The organism is Pantoea sp. RCC30.1 (assembly GCF_058148845.1).
This window is the reverse complement of sequence record NZ_JBXUHX010000007.1, coordinates 112,678-138,631: the sequence shown is the minus strand read 5'-3', so window position 1 is coordinate 138,631 and position 25,954 is coordinate 112,678. Positions and strand designations below refer to the sequence as shown.

General features: G+C 58.4%; 27 protein-coding genes. 17 read left to right on the top strand and 10 right to left on the bottom strand.

Going from position 1 to position 25,954, the window contains the following annotated elements; translation table 11 throughout:
• Positions 1 to 14 precede the first annotated feature (14 nt).
• Positions 15 to 968, top strand: a complete 954-nt coding sequence (gene puuE / locus AC2LB6_RS08905) for an allantoinase PuuE (RefSeq protein ID WP_490093225.1) — start codon at positions 15 to 17, stop codon at positions 966 to 968.
• 49 nt (positions 969 to 1,017) lie between these two features.
• On the opposite strand, the gene hpxZ is transcribed toward puuE, so the two are convergent.
• The 4 genes from hpxZ to AC2LB6_RS08885 are packed head-to-tail and all read right to left on the bottom strand — an operon-like array spanning position 1,018 to position 4,573.
• Positions 1,018 to 1,398: an oxalurate catabolism protein HpxZ gene (gene hpxZ, locus AC2LB6_RS08900; protein ID WP_490093224.1), complete on the bottom strand. Its 381-nt coding sequence runs from the start codon at positions 1,396 to 1,398 to the stop codon at positions 1,018 to 1,020.
• Positions 1,398 to 2,795 carry an AtzE family amidohydrolase gene (locus tag AC2LB6_RS08895; RefSeq protein WP_490093223.1) on the bottom strand — a complete coding sequence of 466 codons (1,398 nt, stop codon included), beginning with the start codon at positions 2,793 to 2,795 and terminating at the stop codon, positions 1,398 to 1,400. The genes hpxZ and AC2LB6_RS08895 overlap by 1 nt, the downstream gene beginning before the upstream one ends.
• Positions 2,792 to 2,974, bottom strand: a complete 183-nt coding sequence (gene hpxX, locus AC2LB6_RS08890) for an oxalurate catabolism protein HpxX (protein WP_003852562.1) — start codon at positions 2,972 to 2,974, stop codon at positions 2,792 to 2,794. The genes AC2LB6_RS08895 and hpxX overlap by 4 nt, the downstream gene beginning before the upstream one ends.
• Positions 2,975 to 2,986: 12 nt before the next feature.
• Entirely contained in the window at positions 2,987 to 4,573 is a 1,587-nt protein-coding gene (locus AC2LB6_RS08885) for a gamma-glutamyltransferase family protein (RefSeq protein ID WP_490093222.1), read from the bottom strand.
• A gap of 138 nt (positions 4,574 to 4,711) precedes the next feature.
• Here AC2LB6_RS08885 and hpxU point away from each other — a divergent pair, with 138 nt between their 5' ends.
• The 9 genes from hpxU (at position 4,712) to uraH (ending at position 11,910) form a co-directional block, all read left to right on the top strand.
• Positions 4,712 to 5,551: a MurR/RpiR family transcriptional regulator HpxU gene (gene hpxU, locus AC2LB6_RS08880; protein WP_490093221.1), complete on the top strand. Its 840-nt coding sequence runs from the start codon at positions 4,712 to 4,714 to the stop codon at positions 5,549 to 5,551.
• A gap of 191 nt (positions 5,552 to 5,742) precedes the next feature.
• On the top strand, positions 5,743 to 6,528 hold the full coding sequence (locus AC2LB6_RS08875) for a transporter substrate-binding domain-containing protein (RefSeq protein ID WP_490093220.1): 786 nt from the start codon (positions 5,743 to 5,745) through the stop codon (positions 6,526 to 6,528).
• A gap of 10 nt (positions 6,529 to 6,538) precedes the next feature.
• Positions 6,539 to 7,207: an amino acid ABC transporter permease gene (locus tag AC2LB6_RS08870; RefSeq protein WP_490093219.1), complete on the top strand. Its 669-nt coding sequence runs from the start codon at positions 6,539 to 6,541 to the stop codon at positions 7,205 to 7,207.
• Positions 7,207 to 7,863: an amino acid ABC transporter permease gene (locus AC2LB6_RS08865; protein ID WP_436371289.1), complete on the top strand. Its 657-nt coding sequence runs from the start codon at positions 7,207 to 7,209 to the stop codon at positions 7,861 to 7,863. The genes AC2LB6_RS08870 and AC2LB6_RS08865 overlap by 1 nt, the downstream gene beginning before the upstream one ends.
• Positions 7,844 to 8,575 carry an amino acid ABC transporter ATP-binding protein gene (locus AC2LB6_RS08860; protein WP_490093218.1) on the top strand — a complete coding sequence of 244 codons (732 nt, stop codon included), beginning with the start codon at positions 7,844 to 7,846 and terminating at the stop codon, positions 8,573 to 8,575. The genes AC2LB6_RS08865 and AC2LB6_RS08860 overlap by 20 nt, the downstream gene beginning before the upstream one ends.
• Before the next feature lie 20 nt (positions 8,576 to 8,595).
• Positions 8,596 to 9,831: a pyridoxal-phosphate-dependent aminotransferase family protein gene (locus AC2LB6_RS08855; protein ID WP_490093217.1), complete on the top strand. Its 1,236-nt coding sequence runs from the start codon at positions 8,596 to 8,598 to the stop codon at positions 9,829 to 9,831.
• Positions 9,828 to 11,081: an allantoate amidohydrolase gene (gene hpxK, locus AC2LB6_RS08850; protein ID WP_490093216.1), complete on the top strand. Its 1,254-nt coding sequence runs from the start codon at positions 9,828 to 9,830 to the stop codon at positions 11,079 to 11,081. The genes AC2LB6_RS08855 and hpxK overlap by 4 nt, the downstream gene beginning before the upstream one ends.
• A gap of 2 nt (positions 11,082 to 11,083) precedes the next feature.
• Positions 11,084 to 11,578 carry a 2-oxo-4-hydroxy-4-carboxy-5-ureidoimidazoline decarboxylase gene (gene uraD / locus AC2LB6_RS08845; RefSeq protein ID WP_490093215.1) on the top strand — a complete coding sequence of 165 codons (495 nt, stop codon included), beginning with the start codon at positions 11,084 to 11,086 and terminating at the stop codon, positions 11,576 to 11,578.
• Positions 11,575 to 11,910, top strand: coding sequence for a hydroxyisourate hydrolase (gene uraH / locus AC2LB6_RS08840; RefSeq protein WP_161734521.1), 336 nt, complete (start codon positions 11,575 to 11,577; stop codon positions 11,908 to 11,910). The genes uraD and uraH overlap by 4 nt, the downstream gene beginning before the upstream one ends.
• Before the next feature lie 11 nt (positions 11,911 to 11,921).
• Here the strand turns inward: uraH and AC2LB6_RS08835 are convergent, their stop codons facing one another.
• The gene (locus AC2LB6_RS08835) at positions 11,922 to 12,689 is read right to left on the bottom strand and encodes an amidohydrolase (RefSeq protein ID WP_490093214.1); all 768 of its coding nucleotides are present in this window, start codon (positions 12,687 to 12,689) and stop codon (positions 11,922 to 11,924) included.
• A complete protein-coding gene (locus AC2LB6_RS08830) occupies positions 12,677 to 13,837 on the bottom strand; it encodes a pyridoxal phosphate-dependent aminotransferase (protein WP_490093213.1) in 1,161 nt (386 codons plus the stop codon). Before AC2LB6_RS08830 ends, AC2LB6_RS08835 begins: the two co-directional genes overlap by 13 nt.
• A gap of 180 nt (positions 13,838 to 14,017) precedes the next feature.
• Here AC2LB6_RS08830 and AC2LB6_RS08825 point away from each other — a divergent pair, with 180 nt between their 5' ends.
• Genes AC2LB6_RS08825 through AC2LB6_RS08815 form a run of 3 tightly spaced genes read left to right on the top strand, consistent with a single transcriptional unit; the run spans position 14,018 to position 15,856 of the window.
• The gene (locus AC2LB6_RS08825) at positions 14,018 to 14,632 is read left to right on the top strand and encodes a methylthioribulose 1-phosphate dehydratase (protein WP_490093212.1); all 615 of its coding nucleotides are present in this window, start codon (positions 14,018 to 14,020) and stop codon (positions 14,630 to 14,632) included.
• Complete coding sequence (mtnC, locus tag AC2LB6_RS08820; protein ID WP_490093211.1) at positions 14,629 to 15,312, top strand: acireductone synthase; 684 nt, start codon at positions 14,629 to 14,631, stop codon at positions 15,310 to 15,312. Before AC2LB6_RS08825 ends, mtnC begins: the two co-directional genes overlap by 4 nt.
• Before the next feature lies 1 nt (position 15,313).
• Positions 15,314 to 15,856: a 1,2-dihydroxy-3-keto-5-methylthiopentene dioxygenase gene (locus AC2LB6_RS08815; RefSeq protein WP_490093210.1), complete on the top strand. Its 543-nt coding sequence runs from the start codon at positions 15,314 to 15,316 to the stop codon at positions 15,854 to 15,856.
• A 56-nt stretch (positions 15,857 to 15,912) separates the two neighbouring features.
• Here the strand turns inward: AC2LB6_RS08815 and mtnA are convergent, their stop codons facing one another.
• Positions 15,913 to 16,935: an S-methyl-5-thioribose-1-phosphate isomerase gene (gene mtnA / locus AC2LB6_RS08810; RefSeq protein WP_490093209.1), complete on the bottom strand. Its 1,023-nt coding sequence runs from the start codon at positions 16,933 to 16,935 to the stop codon at positions 15,913 to 15,915.
• A 121-nt stretch (positions 16,936 to 17,056) separates the two neighbouring features.
• Between mtnA and mtnK the strand changes: the two genes are divergently transcribed.
• Complete coding sequence (mtnK, locus tag AC2LB6_RS08805; RefSeq protein ID WP_490093208.1) at positions 17,057 to 18,256, top strand: S-methyl-5-thioribose kinase; 1,200 nt, start codon at positions 17,057 to 17,059, stop codon at positions 18,254 to 18,256.
• A 461-nt stretch (positions 18,257 to 18,717) separates the two neighbouring features.
• On the opposite strand, the gene fadE is transcribed toward mtnK, so the two are convergent.
• On the bottom strand, positions 18,718 to 21,168 hold the full coding sequence (fadE, locus tag AC2LB6_RS08800; protein ID WP_490093207.1) for an acyl-CoA dehydrogenase FadE: 2,451 nt from the start codon (positions 21,166 to 21,168) through the stop codon (positions 18,718 to 18,720).
• Between the two features lie 253 nt (positions 21,169 to 21,421).
• On the opposite strand from fadE, the gene lpcA reads away from it, so the two are divergent.
• Positions 21,422 to 22,000 carry a D-sedoheptulose 7-phosphate isomerase gene (gene lpcA, locus AC2LB6_RS08795; protein WP_031374980.1) on the top strand — a complete coding sequence of 193 codons (579 nt, stop codon included), beginning with the start codon at positions 21,422 to 21,424 and terminating at the stop codon, positions 21,998 to 22,000.
• A 51-nt stretch (positions 22,001 to 22,051) separates the two neighbouring features.
• Positions 22,052 to 22,819 carry a class II glutamine amidotransferase gene (locus AC2LB6_RS08790; RefSeq protein ID WP_136197263.1) on the top strand — a complete coding sequence of 256 codons (768 nt, stop codon included), beginning with the start codon at positions 22,052 to 22,054 and terminating at the stop codon, positions 22,817 to 22,819.
• Here AC2LB6_RS08790 and dpaA read toward each other — a convergent pair.
• On the bottom strand, positions 22,790 to 23,533 hold the full coding sequence (gene dpaA, locus AC2LB6_RS08785) for a peptidoglycan meso-diaminopimelic acid protein amidase (protein WP_490093206.1): 744 nt from the start codon (positions 23,531 to 23,533) through the stop codon (positions 22,790 to 22,792). The genes AC2LB6_RS08790 and dpaA overlap by 30 nt on opposite strands.
• A gap of 244 nt (positions 23,534 to 23,777) precedes the next feature.
• On the opposite strand from dpaA, the gene dinB reads away from it, so the two are divergent.
• Positions 23,778 to 24,833 carry a DNA polymerase IV gene (gene dinB / locus AC2LB6_RS08780; protein WP_490093205.1) on the top strand — a complete coding sequence of 352 codons (1,056 nt, stop codon included), beginning with the start codon at positions 23,778 to 23,780 and terminating at the stop codon, positions 24,831 to 24,833.
• 36 nt (positions 24,834 to 24,869) lie between these two features.
• On the opposite strand, the gene AC2LB6_RS08775 is transcribed toward dinB, so the two are convergent.
• Entirely contained in the window at positions 24,870 to 25,937 is a 1,068-nt protein-coding gene (locus AC2LB6_RS08775; RefSeq protein ID WP_490093204.1) for a sugar ABC transporter substrate-binding protein, read from the bottom strand.
• Positions 25,938 to 25,954 lie beyond the last annotated feature (17 nt).

The following is a 25,954-nucleotide window of genomic DNA, read 5'->3' as shown; positions in this document are numbered from 1 at the left end:
AAACAGGTGGAGTCATGACTGACGCTGCAGAGAAGAAAGAGTACAGCTTTAACAAAAACTATCCGCGCGATTTAATCGGTTATGGCGCTAATCCGCCGCACGCCGCCTGGCCCAACAACGCCCGTGTGGCGGTGCAATTTGTTCTGAACTACGAAGAGGGCGCAGAAAACAGCGTGTTGCATGGCGATGCTGGCTCAGAGCAATTCCTCTCCGACATCATCGGTGCAGCCAGCTATGCCGATCGGCACATGTCGATGGAGTCTTTGTATGAGTACGGCTCCCGCGCCGGGTTCTGGCGCATCCACAATGAATTCCAGAAACGCGGTCTGCCGCTAACCGTGTTTGGCGTAGCGATGGCGCTGGCGCGTCATCCGGAAGTCGTCGAGGCGATCAAGCAGGCGGATTATGATGTGGTCAGCCACGGCTGGCGCTGGATCCACTATCAGGGCATGGATGCAAAAACCGAACGTCAGCATATGCAGCAGGCGGTCGATGTGCTGGTGGATCTGTTTGGTAAAGCGCCGACCGGTTGGTACACCGGCCGCGACAGTCCTAACACCCGTCGGCTGGTGGTAGAGCAGGGCGGTTTCAGCTACGACAGTGACTACTACGGCGACGATCTGCCGTTCTGGACCCAGGTCACCTGTCAGGATGGCACGGTGAAACCGCACCTGATTATCCCCTACACTCTGGAGTGCAACGACATGCGCTTTGCCTCTCCGCAGGGCTTTAACACCGCCGAGCAGTTCTTTACCTATCTGCGCGACAGCTTCGATGTGCTGTACGAAGAGGGAGAAACGGCGCCGAAGATGATGTCGATCGGCATGCATTGCCGCCTGCTGGGGCGTCCTGGCAAATTCCGCGCGCTGCAGAACTTCCTCGATCACATCCAGCAGCACGACGACGTCTGGATCTGTACCCGCCAGCAGATTGCTGACCACTGGATCGCTACCCACCCGGCACCGTAAGCCGGTTCCGGCGCTTGCCCCACTCAACCGGGCGAAGCGCCGGATGCCGTCAGCTCATCAGACTGACCTGCGCCGCCACGATGCACCAGCCGTGGGGCATTCGCACCCAGGTTTGCTGCTGACGGCCAATCTTATCGCTGCCGGTGCGGGTAAATTCAGTGCTGCAGACCGCATAATCCTCACCAAAAGTGGTAATCACGGTGTTTCGCAGCGCCCGGTTCAACCCGGCTGAAGGACGCGCGGCACGGAAGGCCCGAATCTCATCAATGCCATACAGATTCTCACCCGCGCCGAGACGAACGGTTCGCGCGTCATGCCAGAACAGCGCATCCAGTTCATCCACGTCATTGCTGACGAGCGCCTGCTCGTAGCGATAAAACTGCGCCGTCACCTCGGTGAGCACCTGCGGTAAATTAATCTCTCTGTTCATCAGGCTCCTGCCATATTCATTTGCGGTATCGTAACGCCTTGTTGTTCCAGTGCCCAGGCGGCGCGTAACACCGCCTCTTCGTTAAACGGACGGGCGATAAGCTGTAATCCAATCGGCAGGCCACTTCGGGTGGCCAGTGGCACGGTACAGACCGGCAATCCCAGGAAGGAGATCGGCTGCGTCAGCATCCCCATGCTTGCTTTAGCAGGCAGCGATTCACCCTGAATCGTCAGAGTTTGCTGACCGATGGTGATCGCGCTGCAGGGGGTCGCCGGAGCGATCAGCACATCGAAGCGATCAAACAGCGGTAACACCTGCTGCTGGAAATGGCGACGGAAACGCTGCGCCTGTACATACCAGGCACCTGGCATCATGGCACCCGCCAGCAGACGCTCGCGTGAGTTCGGTTCAAACTGCTCCGGCATCTGACGCAGGGCGGGCAGATAGTGATTGCCGCCCTCTGCGGCGGTCATGATAAACGCAGCCGAGCGGGCCAGCTCCGCGTCCGGCATCAGTACCTCTTCCTGTGCCCCAAGCGCTGCCGCAACCACCGCGACGGCAGCGCGGGCATCCTCATCACACCAGCGGGCAAAAAAACCGCCCAGCACGCCGCAGCGTAATCCTTCGCTGCCCTGTGACAGCCCCGGTAGCGTGGTGGCCAAAGGATGAACGGCCTGAAACGCATCGGCGTGGTCTGCGCCCTGTAACAGGTCATAAACCAGTGCCAGGTCTTCAACCCGCCGTGCCAGCGGACCGATATGGTCAAGACTGGCGACAAACGGATGACTGCCGCTGCGTGACAGACGGCCAAAGGTGGGCTTAAGACCAAAAATACCGCACAGCGACGCGGGCACCCGAATCGAGCCGTTAGTATCGGTGCCAAGCGAAAAGTGGACCAGCCCGGCGGCGACGGCAGCCGCCGAACCGCCTGAGGAGCCGCCCGCCACGCGGCTCAGATCGCGCGGATTGTGTGTCGCACCATAGTGGCTGTTTTCGGTGGTAAAACCATAGGCGTAAGCATCCATATTCAGCATGCCCGACAGCAGTGCGCCAGCGTGACGCAGTTTCCCGATGGCAAATGCATCTGCCGATGCCGCAGGGCGATCGCGGAACAAGCTGGCACCGGCCAGCGTGCTGTGACCCGCCACATCAAACAGGTTTTTCACCGCATACGGGATGCCCGCCAGCGGTGGCAGGGTTTCGCCGCGTTGCCGCTGCGCATCAATCGCGCTGGCCTCTTTTAACATGCGCGGTCCGGTCACTTCCGTCCAGGCATTCAGCGCCGGATTATGCTGCTCTACCGCCTGCAGCGTGCTCTTCGCCACCTCCAGCGCGCTGACGTCACCCTGCTGGATCGCCCGTTGCAGGATCTGAATCGAAATGTCACCTAATCTCATGCCTGGTATACTCCTGCTACTTCCAGACGGTCGTCCAGCGGAAACGCCATCAGCGGCGCGGCCATCTCCGCGATACGCGATAGCTGGATCAGCAGTTCAGCGCGGCGGGCGTCATCCAGTTCCAGTTGCAGGATCTGCTCCATATGGCCGATGTAGCTGGCCCAGTCGTGTTGATTCATGATTCGCTCCTGTTAAAAACCGGCGGCGCTGCCGTTACTGCGTGGATCGCTTGCGCCCTCAAACATGCCGTTGCTGTGGCGCACAATGGCGCCCGCATGGCCCACGGATTCGCTGAAGTCCGGCAGCAGCTCCACCTCATGTCCCCACAGACGCAGCATCAATACCGTTTCGTCGTCAAAACGGCCTTCCAGTTTCAGCGAGTCTGATGATTGCCCCCAGGTCCGGCCCAGCAGCCAGCGCGGCGCACTGACCGCCTGTTGTAACGGCAGGCCCTGAATCACATGGCGGGTAAAAATCGCCGCCTGAGTCTGCGGCTGTCCATCTCCGCCCATTGCGCCATACACCATTGTCCGGCCATCTTTCAGCCGTGCGGCGGCAGGATTCAGGGTATGGAACGGCTGCTTGCCGGGCACCAGCGCCAGCAAATGTTCAGGATCGAGGCTGAACGCCGCGCCACGGTTCTGCCAGGTAATGCCCGTGCCGGGCAGTACCACACCGCTGCCAAACTCGTGGTAGATGCTCTGAATAAAGGAGACGGCAAGACCGCTGCTGTCCATCACGCCCATCCAGACCGTATCGCCCGGTCCGCGTCCATTTCCCCAGGCTGCCGCCTCACCATCGGTGATCTGACTGGCGAGCGTGGCAAGGTGATCGCTGTCCAACAGCGCCTGCAAATCTTCGGTGACGTGACGCGGATCGGTGATGTGTTTGTCGCGCAGCACAAAGGCTTTCTTGGTGGCTTCTACGATACGGTGCACCGTCTGCGCACTGTCAGCCTCCGCCATCTCCAGACGATCGGTGATGCCGAGGATCGCCAGCGACACCATGCCCTGCGTCGGTGGGGTGATATTCCAGATGTCGCCTTCGCTGTGGGAGAGATGCAGCGGCGTCGTACGGCGGGCGCGGTGCTGCTGCAGATCGGCTAGCGTGACCGGCATGCCGAGCGTGGCCATCTCATCGGCCATATGGTGAGCCAGCGGGCCACGATAAAAACTGTCGAGTCCCTCTTCGGTGAGCTGGCTCAGGGTATTCGCCAGTGCGGGCTGGGTAAAACGGCTGCCCGGCTGCGGCACATCGCCATCGGGCATAAAATTGGCGCTGAAGCCGGGCTGATGCTGCAACTCACTGCGGAACGTCGCGGTGGCGGCGCTCTGTGAAGCGGTCACCGGAATGCCGTCGGCGGCGTAGCGAATCGCATCACGCAGCAGACGAGCCAGCGGCAGTGGCGGGGTGCCCATCTCCGCAGAGAGCGTCAGTGCCTCCTGCCAGCCGCTGACCGTTCCGGCCACGGTCAGCGCTGCTTTCGGCCCGCGATGCGGGATCTTCGGATGATCGGCGTAGACATCGCGGTGAGCCAGCGAACCGGCTGCACCGCTGGCGTCGATCGCGACGGGATCGCCGCCAGGCGGCAGAATCAGCCAGAAACCGTCGCCGCCCAGTCCATTCATGTGCGGGTAGACCACGGCGATAGTCGCGGCAGCGGCGACCATCGCTTCAATGGCATTACCGCCGTCACGCAGCACCGCGAGTGCGCTTTCACTCGCCAGATGGTGTGGCGTCACCGCCATCCCCTGCGGGGCCATGTTGCTTTGAATCATCTTTTTCTCGTTATCCGGGTGACAGAATCCATAACAAAGCAAGAGCCGTTCCAGTTTTCACCCCGGGCTGACAAAGCGCCGATTAACCTGGCGTAAATTGTGCTAGCTTCTGCTGAAACAAAAGTTACAGGACGCCTTATGAAACAGCTTGATGAACGACTCAGAAGTCACTATCCCCAGCTCTCTCCGCAGGAGCAGCGTATTGCCGACTTCGTGTTTGACCACTTCGATGACCTGATCAGCTACAACAGCGCCGAGCTGGCGCGGCTCAGTGGCGTGTCGAAAGCCACGGTCAGTCGGCTGTTTAAGCGACTGGGCTACGAAAAGTACAAGGATATGCGTGATGAGTTACGCATCCTGCGCCAGAGCGGTATGCCGCTGACCGATAATCGTGATGCGGTGCAGGGCAATACGCTGCTGGCGCGCCACTACAAGCAGGAGATGGCAAATCTGACGCAGTGGGTAAACAGCCTGGATGCCCGGCACTTTAACGAGGTTATCCAGCAGCTGGCGCAGGCAAAACGCATCTTTATCATCGGCATGCGCAACGCCTATCCGGTAGCGCTGCATCTGCGCCAGCAACTGGTGCAGGCGCGTGCGCAGGTGCATATCCTGCCGCAGCCGGGCCAGACGCTGGCTGAGGAGCTGGTGGATATCACGTCGGATGACATGGTGATTGTGATGGCCTTTCGTCGTCGTGCGCGCATCATTCGTCCGCTGATGCAGCAGCTGCAGGCTGCCGGTGTCCCAATGCTGGCGCTATGTGAGCCGCAGGCGCAGACGGTAATTGCGCTGGCGCGCTGGCAGCTCTGTACGCCGCTGGACAGCGTTTCCGCCTTTGACAGTTACAGTGCGGCCATGAGTCTGGTTAACCTGATCGCCAATGCCCTGCTGCATGAAATGCTGGCTCAGGGACGTCAGCGTATTCATCAGATCGCCGACCTTTATCAGCAGTTCGACGAGCTGGAGCACCGTTAACAGGCACCCTTTTGGTGCTTTGCCCCATTTCAGAACACCGCCTCTTCGGCGTAGTCGCCCCGATTACGCCCGAATTCTGCTGAACTCTCTGCCGTTTAAGCCTTTTTTTGTTACCGCCCGGGTTGGCACATTAGTTGCAGATTGCATGTCAAAGAATCTTTTGTTTCACGTTAATCTCACCGGGGTGCATAATGAAAAAAGTTTTAATGGCGGTTGCGACAGCGGCATTACTGATGGCACAAGCGGGAAGCGCGCTGGCCGATCAACTGCAGGACATCCAGAAACGTGGCGTCATCCGCGTCGCCGTGCCGCAGGACTTCCCGCCGTTTGGCTCGGTCGGCACTGACCTGCAGCCACAGGGTTATGACATCGACACGGCAAAATATCTGGCAAAGCAGATGAAACTTAAGTTGCAGTTGGTGCCTGTCAGCAGTGCCAACCGCGTGCCTTATCTGCAAACCGACAAGGTCGATCTGGTTATCTCCAGCATGGGTAAAAATGCCGAGCGTGAGAAAGTGATCGACTTCACCCGCGCCTATGCGCCGTTTTTCCTGGGCGTATTTGGTCCGAAAGGCGATGAGATCAAAGCGGCGTCGGCTCTGAGCGGCAAGTCGATTGGCGTCACACGCGGTGCGGTAGAAGATATGGTGCTCAGCGAAGTCGCCCCGAAAGATGCGCAGGTGAAACGCTACGAAGATAACAATACTACGTTGTCTGCGTATCTCTCTGGTCAGGTGCAGTATGTCGCAACCGGTAACCTGGTCGTCGCCGCTATTGCGCGCCAGAATCCGGCCAAAGCGCCCGTCGCGCAGTTTATGCTGAAAGATTCACCCTGCTTTATCGGACTGAAGAAAGATGAGCCTGCGCTGAAAGCGAAAGTGAATGAGCTGATTGAGCAGGGCATCAAAGATGGCACCCTGAATAAACTGTCAGAAGAGTGGCTGAAAGCGCCGCTGCCCACCAACCTCGGCGCCTGAGGACGGATTCATGACCGGGCAACTTAACTTTCCCGCCCTGTGGCCCTACTGGCCGGAGCTGCTCTCCGGTCTGTGGGTCACCATCCAGCTGACGGTGCTGGCGACGACCGGTGGTGTGGCGCTGGGCATTGCGGGCGCGGCTCTGCGCAGCGGCAAACCTGGCTGGATGAGCCGCCTGTGGGGCATCTATGTCGAGCTGATCCGCAATACGCCGTTCGTGGTGCAACTGTTCTTTATCGTTTTCGGTCTGCCTGCGCTGGGGATGAAACTCACCGCTGGCGAGGCGGCGCTGCTGGCGATGCTGATCAACCTCGGGGCCTACAGCACCGAGATTATCCGTGCCGGGATCCAGGTCACACCTAAAGGGCAGTGGGAAGCAGGCCGGGTGCTGGGATTAACCCGCAGCCAGACGTTTCTGCGGGTCGTGCTGCCGCCTGCTTTACAGCGCATTTATCCAGCGCTGGTGAGTCAGTGCATCATCGTGATGCTGGGGTCATCGGTGGTGTCGCAGGTCTCCTATGAGGAGCTGACCTTCGCCGCTAACCTGATCCAGTCGCGCACCTTCTTAAGTTTTGAGGTCTATCTGGTGACCACGCTGATCTACCTGGCGTTGTCGATTGCGATGCGCCATCTGCTGCTGGCGATTGGCCGTAAATGGTTTGGAGTGCAGCCATCATGATGACGACCTTTACCGACTGGGACATCCTGCGCAACCTGCTGCTGGCGGCGCGCTGGACCCTGTTGCTGTCGCTGGTGGCCTTTGTCGGCGGAACGCTGGTGACGCTGCCGCTGCTGTTTCTGCGTCTGCTGCAACGTAAGTGGCTGACGCGCGTAATACGCGGTTACACCGCGCTGTTTCAGGGCACGCCGCTGCTGATGCAGCTGTTCCTGGCGTTTTTCGGCGTCGGGCTGTTCGGCATTGATGTCGCGCCCTGGACCGCAGCCTCGCTGGCGCTGACCTTCTACACCAGCGCCTTTCTGATCGATATCTGGTACGGCAGCATCCGCGCCCTGCCGAAAGGGCAATGGGAAGCGTCACGCTGCCTCGGCCTGACCTTTGGTCAGACGCTGTGGCGGGTGGTTGCGCCGCAGGCGATCCGCATCGGTATCGCGCCGACGGTGGGATTTGCTGTACAGGTCATCAAGGGCACAGCGCTGGCGTCAATTATCGGGTTCATCGAGTTGACTAAAGCGGGCACCATTCTGAACAACGTGACCTATCAGCCGTTTAAAGTCTTTGGGCTGGTGGCGCTGGGCTACTTCCTGATGTGTTATCCGCTGTCTCGCTACAGCCAGTATCTGGAGAAAAAATTCAATGCCGCTCATCACCATTAATCAGGTGCAAAAATATTACGGCGATAACCATGTGTTGAAAGGCGTGGATCTGGATATCGACATGGGCGAGGTGATCTCGATCATTGGGCGCAGCGGATCGGGCAAAAGCACACTCTTGCGCTGCATGAACGGGCTGGAGGGCTATCAGGAGGGCAGCATCAAGCTCGGCGGGATGACGATTACCGATCGCGACTCGCAGGCACGTGAAATCAGCCGCTCGGTCGGGATGGTGTTCCAGAGCTTCAACCTCTTCCCGCACATGACGGCGCTGGAGAACGTCATGCTGGCGCCGCGCCGCGTGCTGAAGAAAAGTGACGCCGAGTGCCGGGCGCTGGCGGCGCAGATGCTGGAGAAGGTCGGGCTGGGCGAACGTCTTAACTACTATCCTGCCAGCCTCTCCGGCGGTCAGCAGCAGCGCGTGGCGATTGCCCGTGCGCTGGCGATGACACCGAAAGTTTTACTCTGTGATGAGATCACCTCCGCGCTCGATCCTGAACTGGTGGGCGAAGTGCTCAAAGTTCTGGAGCAGCTGGCGGCAGAAGGAATGACCCTGATCCTCGTCACGCATGAAATGAGCTTCGCCCGCGACGTGGGCGATCGTGTGGTCTTTATGCATCAGGGGCGCGTCTGGGAACAGGGCGACAGTAAAACGCTGTTTGCCCAGCCACAGACGCCGGAGCTGAAGCAGTTTATCTCTTCGGTTCGTCTCTGATTCTGAAAAAGGAAATTACGATGGATATCAATCACTACCCGCAACTCAATCCGCCACAGCGTCTGCTGATGGGACCGGGACCGATCAATGCCGATCCCCGCGTGCTGCGCGCCATGTCGAGTCAGCTGCTGGGTCAGTACGATCCCGCGATGACACACTACATGAATGAAGTGATGGCGCTCTATCGCGGCGTGTTCCGCACCGAGAACCGCTGGACGCTGCTGATTGATGGCACCTCTCGTGCCGGTATCGAAGCGATTCTGCTCTCTTCTATCCGCCCTGGCGATAAAGTGCTGGTGCCGGTATTTGGCCGCTTCGGTCATCTTTTGTGCGAAATTGCCCGGCGCTGTCGTGCGGACGTTCACACCATTGAAGTGCCGTGGGGCGAAGTCTTTACCCCCGACCAGATCGAAGATGCAATCAAAAAAGTGAGGCCGCGCCTGCTGCTCACGGTGCAGGGCGACACCTCGACCACCATGCTGCAGCCGCTGGAGCAGCTGGGGGCGATCTGCAAACAGTATGGCGTGCTGTTCTACTGCGATGCCACTGCGTCACTGGCGGGCAACCCGCTGGAAACGGACGCTTGGGGGCTGGATGCGGTGTCGGCGGGAATGCAGAAATGCCTGGGCGGTCCATCCGGCACCTCGCCGATCACCCTGAGCGCAGAGATGGCAGCGGTGATCCGCAAACGTAAATGCGTTGAGCAGGGGATCCGCACCGAGGCGCATCAGGATGGCGAGGAGGAGATGATCTACTCCAACTATTTTGATTTGGGCATGATCATGGATTACTGGGGGCCGGAGCGGCTTAACCATCACACCGAAGCCACCAGTGCGCTGTTTGGCGCGCGTGAGTGTGCCCGTCTGATCCTGCAGGAGGGCCTGGACAACGGCATCGCCCGTCACAAACTGCATGGTGAAGCGATGCTAAAAGGTATTCAGGGGATGGGGCTGGAGACCTTCGGCGACCTGAAAAACAAGATGAACAATGTGCTGGGCGTGATGATCCCGTCGGGCGTGAATGGCGATCAGGTGCGCAAGCTGATGCTGGAAGATTTCGGCATTGAAATTGGTACTTCGTTTGGCCCGCTGCATGGCAAGGTCTGGCGCATCGGCACCATGGGTTATAACGCGCGCAAGGATTGCGTGATGCAGACGCTGTCGGCACTGGAAACGGTGCTGACTTATGTTGGTTATCGCACGCCGCAGGGCGCTGGCGCGCAGGCCGCCTGGAATCACTACGGGAGCCAGGCATGATGATGAGCGCCAGCGAAGCCCAGGCCGCTGCACAGCGCGTGATGGCGCGCTGCGATGCGCTGGCAGCGATCAGCGAAACGGCAGAGGGGCTGACCCGCGTCTACCTCTCGCCAGAACATCTGCGCGCTAACGCCTGCGTCGGTGAGTGGATGCAGGCGGCGGGGATGCAGGTGTGGCAGGATGAAGTTGGCAATATCTGTGGGCGCTATGAGGCGGCCGAAGCGGGCGCACCTGCGTTACTGCTGGGTTCACATCTCGACACGGTGCGCAACGCCGGGCGCTACGACGGGATGCTGGGCGTGCTCAGCGCCATTGAAACCGTGCAGTGGCTTAATGAACATCAGCGCCGCTTACCGCTGGCGATTGAGGTGATTGGCTTTGGCGACGAAGAGGGCACCCGATTTGGCATTACGCTGCTCGGCAGTCGCGGTATTACCGGCAGCTGGCCGCAAAGCTGGGTGACGCATCCGGACGGCAACGGCATCACCGTGGCGCAGGCGATGGCGGATGTCGGGCTCGACAGCGAGCAGATCCAGGCGGCTACGCGGCGGGTTGAGGATATCGTCGGATATCTTGAGCTGCACATTGAGCAGGGCCCGTGCCTGGAGCAGGAGGATCTGGCGCTGGGCGTGGTCACGGCCATCAACGGTGCACGCCGCCTTAATTGCCGTTTCACCGGAGAAGCGGGCCATGCGGGCACGGTGCCGATGACGCATCGCAAAGATGCGCTGGCCGCCGCCGCCGAGTGGATGGTGTTTATCGAGCAGACTACCCGTGAGCAGGATCCGCAGCTGGTGGCTACCGTCGGTACGATTCACTGCGCGCCGGGCGCAGTGAATGTGATTCCTGGCGAGGTGTCCCTGTCGCTGGATGTGCGCGGTCCGCTGGATAATCCGCTGGAGATGCTGCTCTCCAGCCTGTTAACTCAGGCTGAGGCGATTGCGCTGCGCCGTGGGATTCGCTTCGAGTCGAACGAATATTATCGCATCGGTGCCACTGCCTGTGACTCCGCGCTGCAACAGGCGCTGAGCCATGCGGTGGAAACGGTGCAGGGTCGCAGCCTGTCGCTGCCAAGTGGTGCCGGGCATGACGCCATCGCCATCGCTGAACGCTGGCCGGTCGGCATGTTATTTGTGCGTAACCATCGCGGCATCAGTCACCATCCGGCAGAGTCGGTGGCGGTTGACGATGTGGCACCTGCGCTGCAGGCTTATTTACAGGCGGTCTCGCTGATTGCTGAACGGAGCTGAATATGGAGTTAGCCGCATTTAATCAGCTATCTGCTGACGAGGCGCAAGCAGCCATCCGGCACTGTGTGGCAATCCCGCACTGGCAGCAGTCGCTGGTAGCGGCACGGCCTTTTGCCACCACCGGGGCGCTGCTGGCAACCGCCGATGCGCTGGCTCGCCAGTGGCAGCAGCCCGAGCTGGAGTCGGCACTGGCGGCGCATCCCCGCATCGGCGAACGCGCGAATGGCGCGGATAAAGAGTCTGTGCTGTCGCGCGGCGAGCAGTCCGCGATGCAGCAGGCCGATAACGCTCTGCAACAGGCGATGCAAAAGGGGAATCGGGCATACGAAGCGCGTTTTGGCCGGGTATTTCTGATTCGCGCTAAAGGGCGCAGCGGCGAGCAGATGCTGGCAGAGTTGCAGCGTAGGTTGCAGAATAGTGAGGTTAACGAGCAGCAGGAAGCGCTGGATCAGCTGCGTGAAATTACCCTGTTACGCCTTAAGGAGACGATTCAATGAGTACCGTAACTACCCATATTCTCGATACAGCGCTGGGCAAACCGGCGAGCGGCGTGGCGATTTCACTGGAGCAGAACAGCCCGGAAGGCTGGTTTCCGATTTCACAGGGTGAAACGGACAGCGACGGGCGTCTGAAAGATCTGACGCCTGAGCCGCTGACACCTGGCCATTACCGTTTGACGGCGGAAATTGGCGACTATTTTGCCGTCGCCGGTCGGGATGCGCTCTACGTCAGCGCGCAGATCGATTTTGTCATTGCCGAGGCGGGCAGCCACTTCCACCTGCCGTTTCTGATTTCGCCCTGGTCGTGGTCAACCTATCGCGGCAGCTAACCGGTGGCGGTTTACAGCGAAAATCGGTCCGCATCCTGCCATGCCGGGAAACGCTCGCGGTAAGCATTGAGCGCGTCCAGTGACAGCTCGGCATCCAGACGGGCGCGCTGATGCGGCTCGGCCGCGCTGAGGATCTCGCCGCAGGGCGAAATAATCTGACTGTCGCCACTGTATTGATGCTGATTGCCGTCACTGCCAACGCGGTTACAGCCTGCGACATAAGCCTGATTTTCAATCGCCCGCGCTAACAGCAGCGCCTGCCAATGCAGCGCGCGTGGCGCTGGCCAGTTGGCGACATAGAGCGCCAGATCGTAATCATTGCGGTTGCGCGAGAAGACCGGGAAGCGCAGGTCGTAACAGATTTGCGGCAGAATGCGCCAGCCGCGCCACTCAAACACCTGCCGCTGTTCGCCAGGCAGATAGTGGTGATGCTCGTCCGCCATGCGGAACAGGTGACGCTTGTCATACTGATGCAGCGTGCCGTCGGGCTCGACCAACAGGAAACGATTTACCGCGCCGTGTTCTGTCTGGATCGCCGCACTGCCGCCGACCAGGGCATCGGTGCGGCGGGCATGCTGATGCAGCCACTCCACTACCTGCGCCTGAGGCAGCGAGCTTTTCGCCGCTTCCATTGCAAAGCCGGTGGTAAACATCTCCGGCAGTAAAATCAGATCGCGTCCGGTGAGTCCGGCCAGTTGCTCGTCAAAATGGCGCAGGTTGGCCTCGCCATCCATCCAGTTCAGCGTCTCCTGCAATAGCGTGATTTTCAAAGCTGACATAAGCGCTCCGCGGCGGCATCTAATGTCGCCGGCTGTTTGGCAAAACAGAGGCGTATCAGTTTATAGGGGAAAGCATCGGCGCAGAACACCGACAGTGGAATCGCGGCGACGCCGACTTCACGGGTCAGCCACTGGCAGAAACTGACATCATCCAGATCGGAGATGGCGCTGTAATCGACCAGTAAAAAGTAGGTGCCTTCGCAGGGCAGCACCTTAAAGCGGCTGTTGCTCAGCGCCGTCGCCAGCCGATCGCGGCGATCGCGATAAAACGCTGGCAGCTCAAGATAGTGTTCCGGATGCTCACGCAGCATATCGGCGATCGCCAGCTGCGCCGGGGTATTTACCGAGAAGGTCAGGTACTGATGCACTTTGCGCAGTTCAGCACTGATTGCCGCAGGGGCAATGCAATAGCCCACTTTCCAGCCGGTCATGTGGAAAGTCTTGCCGAACGACGACACCGCGATGGCGCGCTGGCGTAGTTCGGTATGTGCCAGCACGCTGGCGTGGCCTGCATCATCGAAGCAGATGTGCTCATAGACTTCGTCGCTCAGCACATAGACCGGCCGCGCAGCAATCGCCTGCCACAGCGCAGCGAAATCGGGCTGCTGCCAGACGGTGGCGGAGGGATTATGCGGCGTATTCAGGATCACCAGCCGGGTTTTATCACTCAGCAGCGCAGCAAACGCCTGCCAGTCCACCCGGAAAGCGGGCGGCTGCAGCGTAATGCGTTTCATCACGCCGCCCGACAACTCTACCGCAGGCGCATAACTGTCGTAGCTGGGATCAAAGCAGATCACCTCATCGCCCGGCCGCACCAGCGCGGTAATCGCCGCATAAAGCGCTTCGGTTGCGCCCGCCGTCACCGTAATCTCTGTTTCGACATCAGGACGATAATCATAAAGCCGCGCGGTTTTCTCTGCTATCGCCTCACGTAACGGCAGCGCACCGGTCATCGGCGCATACTGGTTCGCGCCCTGGCTGACGTGATATGCCAGTCGCTGCTGCAGATAGTCCGGGCCGCTAAAATCGGGAAAGCCCTGAGAGAGGTTGATGGCGTTATGCTGCTGCGCCAGCGCACTCATCTGGCTGAAAATGGTGGTGCCGAGCAAAGGGAGTTTACTCTCGGGGATCAGGTTGTGCTGCGTCATGATGTCAGGCCTTAAGCGTGAAGATTGATGCGGTGTCACCCGGTGTTTGTGCCACTATAAACAGGATGGTAGTATTTGGCAATCAAGACGCTTAGATGGCTAAATGCGTTATATTCCGCGCGTCAGCGGCGTTGGCTGCGCGTGGTTACCCGGGATCACCTTTTATCGCAAGGAACCTTTATGTCGCAGAGTCTTCCGTTAGATCAGCTGGTCGTCGCCTGTCACTGGATTGGCGCAAAAGGCTGGGCACCGGCCACCGGCGGGAATATGTCCGTACGCCGCGATGAGCACGTCTGTCTGCTGAGCGAATCAGGCAAAGATAAAGGCACGCTGACGCGGGATGACTTTATCGAGGTCGATATTGCCACCAGCCAGTCGCTTTCTGGCCGTAAGCCGTCGGCAGAAACCGGGCTGCACACGATGATCTATCGCCTCTTCCCCGAGGCGGGCGCGGTGCTGCATACCCACACGGTGAATTCGACCGTGCTGTCGCGGGTAGAGCAGGGTGCGGCGCTGCTGCTTCACGGCTATGAGATGCAGAAATCATTAACTGGCCAGCACACCCATCTGGATACGCTGGCAATTCCCGTGTTCGACAACAGCCAGGACATCGCGGCGCTGGCGTCAGAAATCGAAGATTACGCCGCCCGCTTTCCGCTGCGTTACGGCTTCCTGCTGCGCGGCCACGGCTTAACCTGCTGGGGCCGGGATGTCAGCGAAGCGCGTCGTCATCTGGAAGGTCTGGAATTTTTATTTGAATGTGAACGTCAACGCCGCCTGCTGGAGAAAGCATGATTCGCGCCATTGTTACTGATATCGAAGGCACTACCAGCGATATCCGCTTTGTACATAACATCCTGTTTCCCTATGCCCGTCAGCATCTGCCGGACTTCCTGCGTGACAATGCGCACCAGCCTGAGGTCGCCGCAGCACTGCAGTCGGTGCGTGAGGAGGCCGGTCAGCCGCAGGCCGACCTGAATGCGGTGACAGAGATTCTGCTCGGGTTTATGGACCAGGATCGCAAATCAACCGGTCTGAAAGCACTGCAGGGCATGATCTGGCGCGATGGCTATGTTAATGGCAGCTTTACCGGTCATCTCTATCCCGACGTCCTGCCTGCACTGAGGCGCTGGAAGGCGCAGGGCATTGAACTCTATGTATATTCCTCCGGCTCGGTTGCGGCGCAGAAATTGTTATTTGGCTACAGCGACGAAGGTGATATTACTGACCTCTTCAGCGGCTATTTTGATACGCACGTGGGTGCCAAACGCGAAGTCGCAGCCTATCGCGCTATCGCCGCTGAAATTGGTCAGCCAGCGGAGCAGCTGCTGTTTCTCTCCGATATTCATCAGGAGCTGGATGCCGCCGCTGAGGCGGGCTGGCAGACGCTGCAACTACTGCGTGGCGATGCGGACGGCGAGAGCCGCCATCGTCAGGTGACGGATTTTTCCCAGATTAACCCGGAGTCGATTTAGGATGAGCGCACTGACTATTTTTACCGACCACGAAGCCAGCCAGCCGGTGTGGCACAGCACCGACGCGGAAGAAATTCGTGAACGCCTGAGCCCCAAAGGCGTCCGTTTTGAGCGTTGGGAAGCCGATCGCGATCTGGGTCAAAACCCGGATCCCGAAACGGTAATCAACGCCTATCAGCATGCGATCGATCGGCTGGTGGCGGAGAAGGGCTATCAGAGCTGGGACGTGATCAGTATGCGTGCCGATAATCCGCAGAAAACCGTGCTGCGTGAGAAGTTTCTCTCTGAACATACGCACGGCGAAGATGAGGTGCGTTTTTTTGTTGAGGGGGCCGGGCTGTTCTGCCTGCATCTGGATGGCGAGATCCTGCAGATCCTTTGCGAAAAAAACGATCTGATTTCGGTGCCGGCGGGAACGCCGCACTGGTTTGATATGGGATCGTCACCGCACTTCACGGCGATCCGGATTTTCGATAATCAGGAAGGCTGGGTAGCGAACTTTACCGGCGATAAGATCGCGGATGCCTATCCGCGTCTGGCGTAAATGGTCAGCCGATGATGTGAGGCGTTTGCTATAAGCGGCAAACGCCTCGCAGAGCGTTACTGCGGCTGGAAAATTCCGTTCTGCACCTGGTCAGGCGTGACTACCCCGGTGTCCAGAACCCAGCCGCTGATCAGGGCGGCGGGCGTGACATCAAATGCCGGGTTGTAGACTTTCGCCGCTTCCGGTGCCCACTGTAGGCTGCCAAAACTGCCGGCAACGCCCGTCACTTCGCTGGCGGCGCGCTGCTCAATGGGAATCGATGCGCCGTCCGGACAGCTGCGATCCAGTGTGGTATGCGGGGCCGCGACGTAAAACGGGATCTGATGATAATGGGCCAGCACCGCCAGACTGTAGGTGCCGATCTTATTCGCGACATCGCCGTTGGCGGCAATGCGGTCAGCGCCGACCCACACAGCATCTACCTCTCCACGGGCCATCAGGCTGGCGGCCATGGAGTCGGTAATCAGGGTGTAAGGAACCGCCAGCTCGCCCAGTTCCCAGGCGGTTAAGCGACCACCCTGTAACAGCGGACGGGTCTCATCCACCCAGACATTCTTAATCAGCCCCAGCTGATGAGCGCGGGCAATGACGCCCAGCGCGGTGCCCACGCCAGCGGTTGCCAGCCCACCTGTATTGCAGTGAGTCAGCAGCTGGCTGTTGGGTTTCACCAGCGTGCAACCGGCATCAGCGATAGCGTCACACAGTTGCTTATCTTCCTGAACCAGCCGCCAGGCTTCCTGAGCCAGCGCGGGGGCAAAGTCCGGCTTAGCCAGCGCCACTTTCATCCGGTCGAGATTGTTCATCAGGTTGACGGCGGTAGGGCGCGCAGCGCGCAGGGTTTCCAGCGCCTGCACCAGTTCAGGATGCGTCTGTCCCTGTTCTGCCAGCAGCGCCAGCAGCAGCGAGGCGGAAAGGCCGATAAGCGGCGCACCGCGCACCCGTAGCGCATGAATATGTTCAATCAGCTGAGGCACGCTGTGCGCGGGTAGCCAGTTCTTCTGCTGCGGCAGGGCCTGCTGATCCAGAATCCAGAGCTGATTGTCACGAACCTGTAAGCTGGTGGTTTGAAGTGTCTGCATTGTGGGTGAAATCCATGTTGCGTTAATGATGCGTATTGTGCCAACATGCTGAACGGATGTATAGACGTCTGAACGGCTTATTACACCTGAATTACCCCCTTCGAATGATGAGGAACAGGCAATGTCGCAATACCGTACCTTTACTGCTGCTGATGCTGTGGAATATGCCCGACAATTTGGGGGCGTGGACAATCCTGCCGCGCTGAGCAGCGCAGAAGAGATTGGTGATGGCAACCTCAACCTGGTGTTTAAGATTTATGACGATCAGGACATCAGTCGCGTCATCGTTAAGCAGGCACTGCCTTATGTGCGCTGCGTGGGGGAGTCCTGGCCGCTGACGCTGGATCGGGCGCGGCTGGAAGCGCAGACGCTGGTCGAGCACTACAAATATTGTCCGCAGCACACGGTGAAGATCACGCATTACGATGCGGATCTGGCGGTAATGGTGATGGAAGATCTCTCCAGCCATCGCATCTGGCGCGGTGAGCTGGTGAAAGGTGCTTATTACCCGGAAGCCGCTCAGCAGTTAGGCGACTATCTGGCACAAACCCTGTTCCATACTTCCGATTTCATCCTGCATCCGCATCAGAAAAAAACGGAAGTGGCGCGTTTCATTAATCCGGAAATGTGTGAGATCACCGAAGATCTTTTCTTCAACGACCCCTACACGAATCATGAGCGCAACAGTTATCCCGAAGCACTTGAACCGCTGGTCGCCAGCCTGCGCAATGACGATGCGCTGCGCATTGCGGTGGGCGGTCTTAAGCATCGTTTCTTTGCCCATGCCGAAGCGCTACTGCATGGGGATATTCACAGCGGCTCGATTTTCGTTGCTGATGGCAGCCTGAAGGCGATTGATGCAGAATTTGGTTATTTTGGTCCCATCGGGTTTGATGTCGGTACTGCGGTAGGCAACCTGCTGATTAACTACTGCGGCCTGCCGGGTTTGCTGGCACCGCGTGAGGCTGCCGATGCACGCGAGCAGCGCCTCAGCGATGTGCATAAGGTCTGGACGACCTTTGCTTCAGGCTTCCTGGCGCTGGCGGCAGAGAAAACCCGCGATGAGGCGCTGGCTTATCCAGGTTATGCGGAAGCGTTTCTGCGGAAAGTATGGGCTGATACCATCGGTTACTGCGGGACAGAACTGATTCGCCGCACTGTGGGGATGTCACATGTGGCGGATATGAAGCTGATTGCCGATCCGGCAATGCGTACCAACTGCATCCGTAATGCAATTAATCTGGGACGCACGCTGATTCTGGCGGCCGATCATGTAGAGGATGTGGATGCGCTGATTGCCCGCATCCGTCAGGCAGGATAAAAAAAGCCGACATGATGTCGGCTTTCAGGTAAAGCAAAGGCCAGCTGTGAGGGCGTGCCCGCGCCGGAAAAAGGGTCAGATCGGAAAGTCGCTAAAGCCATCCCTGGCTCGCTCGGCCCGCGTCGTCCTGACGCGGGACGCTTTCCTCTTCTGACCCTGTCCCCTGCGCTTTGGGCTTAATTATTGCGGTCAGATTTCCCCTGATTTGGCATAGTGCCGCCCTACTGATGAAGAGCGCTGAACTTCAAGCGATGGGAGCATACGCCTGGAGTAAAGCATCGCGGGCCATGGACAAAAACGCCGGGAGCGTTTTTGAACAACGCAACGCGTTGGCCCGGCAACGGGCGCACCTCAGGGATGAGGTGCGTAATCGTGCGGGCCGAGCATGCCATGGATGGCGTTTTTGCGTCTTTACGGAAGGCGTATGCTCCCTGAGCCAGTGCTGCAGAGCAACGCTAAACCTAGGCTGCCTCACTCGTCCGTGACGCAGGCTGAGGCGCTTTCTCTGGCACAGGTACTGCCAGTGCCTCCGGCTCAAACTCATCGACGTTAATCGAACGCAGACGACTGGCTTCAGCACGCTGCAACACGTCAGCCTCTTTAGCATCAATCCAGCCCTGATCCAGTGCACGCTTCGCCAGCGCGTCCAGCCGGGTAAAGGAGAGGTGCTGCTTCGTCTGTTTGCACAGCCTGTCATGAATCACTTCTGCCGCCATCACATCCTGCAACGCCTGTTCCAGCTGGCCGGCAGGGTTATGCTCGCTTGGCGTCAGGTACATGCCACGGCCCAGACGGCTGCGGGTGGCTGACGGCTGCTGCAGCATTTTTGCCAGTTGATGATCCAGACGGTCAGATGGAGCAGGGCAGTGATGACCGCCTGCAAAAATCGTCATCCGCAATGCGCCCGCCACCAGACGATTCGGGAAGTTGCGGAGCAGATCGTCGATGGCCACTTCCGCCTGATGCAGCGCATCCTGCACGCCCCAGTGAACCAGCGGCATATCAGCTTCGTGACGGCCTTCATCGTCATAGCGTTTCAGCGTCGCCGAGGCGAGATAGAGCTGGCTCAGCACATCGCCCAGACGCGCCGAGATACGCTCGCGACGTTTCAGGCTGCCGCCCAGTACCGCCATCGACACATCAGAGAGCAACGCCAGGTTGGCACTGATGCGGTTCAGGTGCTGGTAATAACGGCGGGTGCCATCGCGGGTCGGGCTGGCACTGGTACGTCCGGCAGTTAAGCCCAGCCACAAGCTGCGCATGGTGCTGCTACCCACGTGACCGATATGGCTGAACAGCGCCTGATCAAAGGCGTTAACATCGTTGCTGGCTGCTGCTGCCATCTCCTGCAGAACATAAGGATGACAGCGAATCGCGCCCTGTCCGAAGATAATCATGCTACGCGTCAGAATGTTCGCGCCTTCCACGGTAATAGCGATAGGTGCACCCTGATAGGCACGGGCCAGGAAGTTGCTGTTGCCGAGCATAATGCCTTTACCACCGGCAATATCCATGGCATCGATAATGGCGCGCTGACCGCGATGGGTGCAGTGATATTTAACAATCGCCGACAGCACCGCCGGTTTTTCACCCTGCATAATACCGGCCGTAATCAGCGTGGCCGCCGCATCCATCACGTAAGCGTTACCGGCAATGCGCGCCAGTGGCTCTTCAATCCCTTCCATCTTACCGATAGAGACGCGGAACTGACGCCGGATATGGGCATACGCACCTGTCGCCAGCGCCACGCTTTTCAGGCTGCCGGTCGAGTTCGATGGCAGCGTAATACCTCGACCCACTGACAGACATTCCACCAGCATCCGCCAGCCCTGACCGGCCATTTCCGGACCGCCGATAATATAGTCAATCGGCACAAAGATATCGCTGCCGCGCGTCGGTCCATTCTGGAACGGCACGTTAAGCGGGAAGTGGCGATGGCCGATTTCCACGCCGGGGGTATTCGTTGGTATCAGCGCACAGGTAATGCCAGGATTCTCGTTGTCGCTGAGCAGATGATCGGGGTCGGAGAGTTTAAATGCCAGGCCCAGCACGGTGGCGATCGGTGCCAGCGTAATGTAGCGTTTGTTCCAGGTCAGGCGCATGCCGAGCACCTGCTGACCCTTCCATTCGCCCATGCAGACGACGCCGGTATCGGGGATCGCCCCGGCATCTGAACCCGCTTCCGGGCTGGTCAGCGCAAAGCAGGGGATCTCGTCGCCGCGTGCCAGCCGGGGTAAATAGTGATTTTTCTGCTCTTCGGTGCCGTAGTGCTGCAGCAGTTCGCCCGGACCCAGTGAGTTAGGCACACCCACGGTAATCGCCAGAATCCCGGAGACGCCCGACAGTTTTTGCAGCACGCAAGCCTGCGCATAGGCGGAGAAATCCAGTCCGCCATACTCTTTCTTGATGATCATTGCGAAGAAACGATGCTCTTTCAGGTAAGCCCAGAGTTCCGGCGGCATATCGGCCAGCTCATGGGTGATCTGGAAATCGTTGGCCATGCGGCACGCTTCTTCAACCGGGCCATCGAGAAAAGCCTGCTCTTCAGCCGTCAGGCGCGGCTGCGGATAGTTGTGCAGCTTCTGCCAGTCCGGTTTGCCCTGGAACAGATCGCCTTCCCACCAGGTGGTGCCCGCCTCAATGGCTTCTTTCTCAGTGCGCGACATCGGCGGCATCACCTTCTGGAAGCGCTGAAAGATCGGCGTTGAAAACAGGCTGCGACGCAGCGACGGCAGGTTAAACGGCAGCAGGATGATCGCCAGCGGCAGCAGTAGCCACGGCGTCCAGAGATGAGCAACAGCCATCGCCGCAGTCCACAGCAACAGGATTGCGCTGCTGAGCCGTAACGACAGGCGGTGATAGAACAGGGCGGCAATCAGCGCCACCGTGGCAAGTATCGAGACAACCATCATAATGAACCGCTCCAAGTAGTAAGAGGTCTGACCTGTTATGTAGAGAGGTTTAGAGTAGTTGGCCGGATTTATCAATTTGTTTACATCGCAATTACAACCTGCCTCACAAAAACCGTTTTTAGCCCATTTTTGCATCACCTGCGGCAGTGGTAATTACCGTCACTACCTGGCCCTGCGTGGCATGACGCTTTGCGCTTACCGGCCATTCCGTTAAACTTGCTGCGATTAACCTCTCCCAAAAAAGGACATCCCTATGTACCAGGACATCATCCGCTCTGAGCTTAATGAAGCTGCTGATACGCTGAATAAATTCCTCAGCGACGACGCCAATATCCATGCGATCCAACGTGCTGCGGTGCTGCTGGCTGACAGCTTTAAGGCCGGCGGCAAGGTGCTTTCCTGTGGTAATGGCGGTTCACATTGCGATGCGATGCATTTCGCCGAAGAGCTGACCGGTCGCTACCGTGAAAATCGTCCTGGCTATCCGGCGATTGCCATCTCTGATGTCAGCCATCTCTCCTGCGTCAGTAATGACTTTGGTTATGACTATGTCTTCTCACGTTATGTGGAAGCGGTCGGGCGTCCGGGCGATGTACTGCTGGGCCTCTCAACCTCCGGTAACTCTGCCAACATCATTAAAGCGATTGAGGCCGCCCGTGCGCAGGGGATGAAAGTGATCACCCTGACCGGTAAAGATGGCGGTAAGATGGCAGGGAGTGCCGACATTGAAATCCGGGTGCCACACTTTGGTTATGCCGATCGCATCCAGGAGATCCACATTAAAGTGATCCATATCCTGATGCTGCTGATCGAAAAAGAGATGGTGAAATAACAGCGCTGGCCTCCTGCCTGACGGGAGGCCGCAAAATCATAGGCGGTGGCTATGTGCGAATTGCTCGGGATGAGCGCCAATGTTCCCACGGATATCTGTTTCAGCTTTACCGGACTGGTTCAGCGTGGCGGTGGAACCGGGCCTCACAAAGATGGCTGGGGCATTACCTTTTACGAAGATAAAGGTTGTCGTACGTTTAAAGATCCGCTGCCGAGCTTTAACTCGCCGATCGCGCGTCTGGTGCAGGAGTATCCGATCAAATCGCATTCGGTGGTGGCGCATATCCGCCAGGCGAATCGCGGTCAGGTATCGCTGGAAAATACTCACCCGTTTACCCGCGAGCTGTGGGGCCGTAACTGGACCTATGCGCACAACGGTCAGCTCAAGGGTTATCGTCAGCTGGAGACCGGCACATTCCGGCCGGTAGGCGAAACGGACAGCGAGAAGGCGTTTTGCTGGATCCTGCATCAGCTGGCGACACGCTATCCGCGCACGCCGGGCAACTGGCCTGCGGTGTTTCGTTTTATCGGTGAGCTGGCTGTAACGTTGCGGCAGAAGGGCGTGTTTAACATGCTGCTGTCAGATGGCCGGTATCTGATGGCCTTCTGCTCCACCAACCTGTTCTGGATCACCCGCCGCGCACCGTTTGGCCGGGCGCAGTTACTGGATCAGGATGTGGAGGTCGATTTTCAGCAGCACACCACGCCGCATGACGTGGTGACGGTGATTGCTACGCAGCCACTGACGGCCAATGAAACCTGGCAGCGGATTGCGCCAGGTGAATGGGCGTTATTCTGCCTTGGAGAGCGCCAGGAATGAACGGGAAGCCGCTTCGGGACTGGCTAAAACCGGTGCCGGGCTGCTGTTCATCACATATTTACCGCTGGCGACATTAACCATCGGCGGCTGGTGATATTTAGCAAAGTAAGCGTATCCTGGCTGTAACTGCTGCCAGAAACTGGCATCGCTGGAGTAGCGGTGACGCTGCATGTTGCTGTCGGTCATGCGGAACGGATAGATGCTGATGCTGACATCCTGCTGGCCATTACGCAGCGCCGCGTTCACATAAGTAAAAATCTCATCCATGTAGGCGTTAGTCATTGCATAGCAGCCAATCGACTTACAGTCGCCATGAATCATCAGATAGTTGCCGCTGTAGCCCTGATTCCGATCGAACTGATTCGGGAAGCCAATGTTGATGGCGCGATAAAAGCGGCTATCTGGCTTCAGCTGACTCAGTTTCACGTTGTAAAAACCTTCCGGGCTTTTGAAATCGCCTTCACGGCGTTTCGGGCCGAGGCCACCAGAAAAGTTACAGATGCGGTAGGTATCCAGCAGGCGGTATTCGTTACCGATTTTGCCGTAGAGTTCGAGTGTGCGTTCTTCCTTGAAGATCTGGATATAGACCGGGGTGCCGAGTAACTGCTTCTTTAATTCTTTGCTGACCGGTGCCGTTGAGACGGGTTCGGGTGTCATTGCCATGCTGAGGGCTGGCAGTAAAATCATCGCAAACAGGAGTGCGATTTTGCCCATGCTGTGTATACCTTGAGGTGAAGAGAACATGACGCAAATTGTGCGTCTCTGTTTGCATTATCGGAACTGTCCGCTACCGCAGCGCAACATTAAACATTGTCTGTTTTTTTAGCAAGACGGCGTCAGCCAAATTCGCGATTTACTGAAAGATATTCGGCCACAAATTTGTAAACTTTAATTGTGGACGCGACAAATATTGCAGTTACCCCTGCCAACTGTATACTTATCCAGTGCCGGAGGGGGTATGCGTAAAATCATTCATGTCGATATGGACTGCTTCTATGCCGCGGTGGAGATGCGTGATAATCCCCAGCTGCGCGACATCCCGATCGCTATTGGTGGCAGCCGTGAACGTCGTGGCGTGATCAGTACAGCCAACTATCCGGCCCGCAAATTTGGCGTGCGCAGCGCAATGCCAACCGGCATGGCCCTGAAGTTATGCCCGCATCTGCGTCTGCTGCCCGGACGCTTCGACGCCTATAAAGAAGCCTCCACACAAATCCGCGACATCTTTACCCGCTACACCCCGCTGATCGAACCGCTCTCCCTTGATGAAGCGTATCTGGATGTCACCGACAGCCCGCACTGTCACGGCTCTGCCACGCTGATGGCGCAGGAGATCCGCGCCACCATCTACCGTGAAACCGGGCTGACCGCTTCAGCGGGCATCGCCCCGATCAAGTTTCTGGCAAAGATCGCCTCTGATCTGAATAAGCCGGACGGACAGTTCGTCATTACCCCGCCGGAGATGGCCGGTTTTCTGCTGACGCTGCCGCTGGCGAAGATCCCCGGCGTCGGCAAGGTCTCGGCCAAAAAGCTGGAAGAGATGGGACTGGTAACCTGCGGCGACGTGCAGAAGGCCGATCTGGCGCTGTTGCTGAAGCGCTTTGGTAAGTTTGGCCGGGTGCTGTGGGAGCGCAGCAATGGCATTGATGACCGCAGCGTCATCGTGGAGCGTGAGCGAAAATCGCTGGGAGTAGAACGCACGCTGGCGGAAGATATCAGCGACTGGGATGCCTGCCTGGAGATTATCGATTTTCTCTATGCCGAACTGGATCGCCGGCTGACGCAGATCCGACCCGACAAGCAGGTGGCGCGTCAGGGCGTCAAACTCAAGTTCAGTGATTTTCAGCAGACGACCCAGGAGCATATCTGGCCGGTACTGAATAAAGAGGACATGATTGCCATCGCCCGGAAAACCTGGGATGAGCGTCGTGCCGGGCGCGGCGTGCGGCTGGTTGGACTGCATGTCACCATGGTGGATCCCCAGCTAGAGCGTCAGCTGCTGCTGGGTCTGTAACGGTCAGCCTCACCCATCGGGCAGGCTGACGCTGGATTACTTCTTATATTTCGCCTCAAGGGTGGCAAACCACGGCGCGACGAAATCTTCATTGCTGCCCCAGCCCGGAATGATCTTGTTCAGCGACGCGACATTCACTGCGCCAGGCTGGCTGTTGAGCTGCTGCTGAGAGATTGACGCGGCTTTAAACTGGTAAGTCGCTGGCGTCTCTTCACCGGCAATCTTCTTCGCCACCAGCCGCATATTCACCGCGCCAATGGTTTTCGGATCGACTGCTACCGTCTGCACCCACGGGCTGTTTTTCTGGCGCATCAGCTGCAAATCCTGGTTCGAGACATCAATGCTGTAGAGCTTGATCTCGGTTCGCCCATTCTCCTGCAGCGCTTTGTAAGCGCCCTGGCTGAAGGCATCCCACGCACCCCAGATCGCGTCGATTTTTCCTTTCGGGTATTTCGCCAGAATCGCACCAATTTTGTTGGCGGTATCGCCCTGAACGTCAGTCGAAACTGCACCAATCGACTCCAGCTGATGAATGCCCGGGTTCTCTTTCAGCAGCTTTTCATACACTACCTGACGGCGTTCCATCGGTGGGAAACCGGCGACCCACAGCTTGACGATATTCGCCTTGCCGTTGAAATCATGGATGAGCTGGCCCAGCGACAACTGCGCCAGTGAAGCGTCATCCTGTGCAGTGACCGTGACGCCCGGAATCGGGCTATCCACCGGCGTATCAAATACTGACAGCTTGATGCCCGCGTCGGCAATGCGCTTCACCAGTCCGCTGGCGTAGGGCGCTTTACCGTGCGACAGCACGATGCCGTCATATTTCTGGCTGATCGCCTGATTCACGAAATCCTGGAAGCGCGCATCGTCGCCGTTGCTCAGGAAGGTGCTGACCTTGAAGCCCAACTGGCGGCCCTGCTGAATGGCACCAGCAACAAACTGGGTGGTGTTGTCATCGGAGCCGAGGTTGCGGATCACCGCAATACGGATTGGGCCATCATGGCTGGCGATAGCCGCAGGCACCGGGTTGACCGTGTCCGCGAAGGCGGCGCTGGCGTTCAGCAGGCTCAGGGCCAGCAGCGAGAGTGTTATTTTTTGCATTGTTATCAACTCCGGTA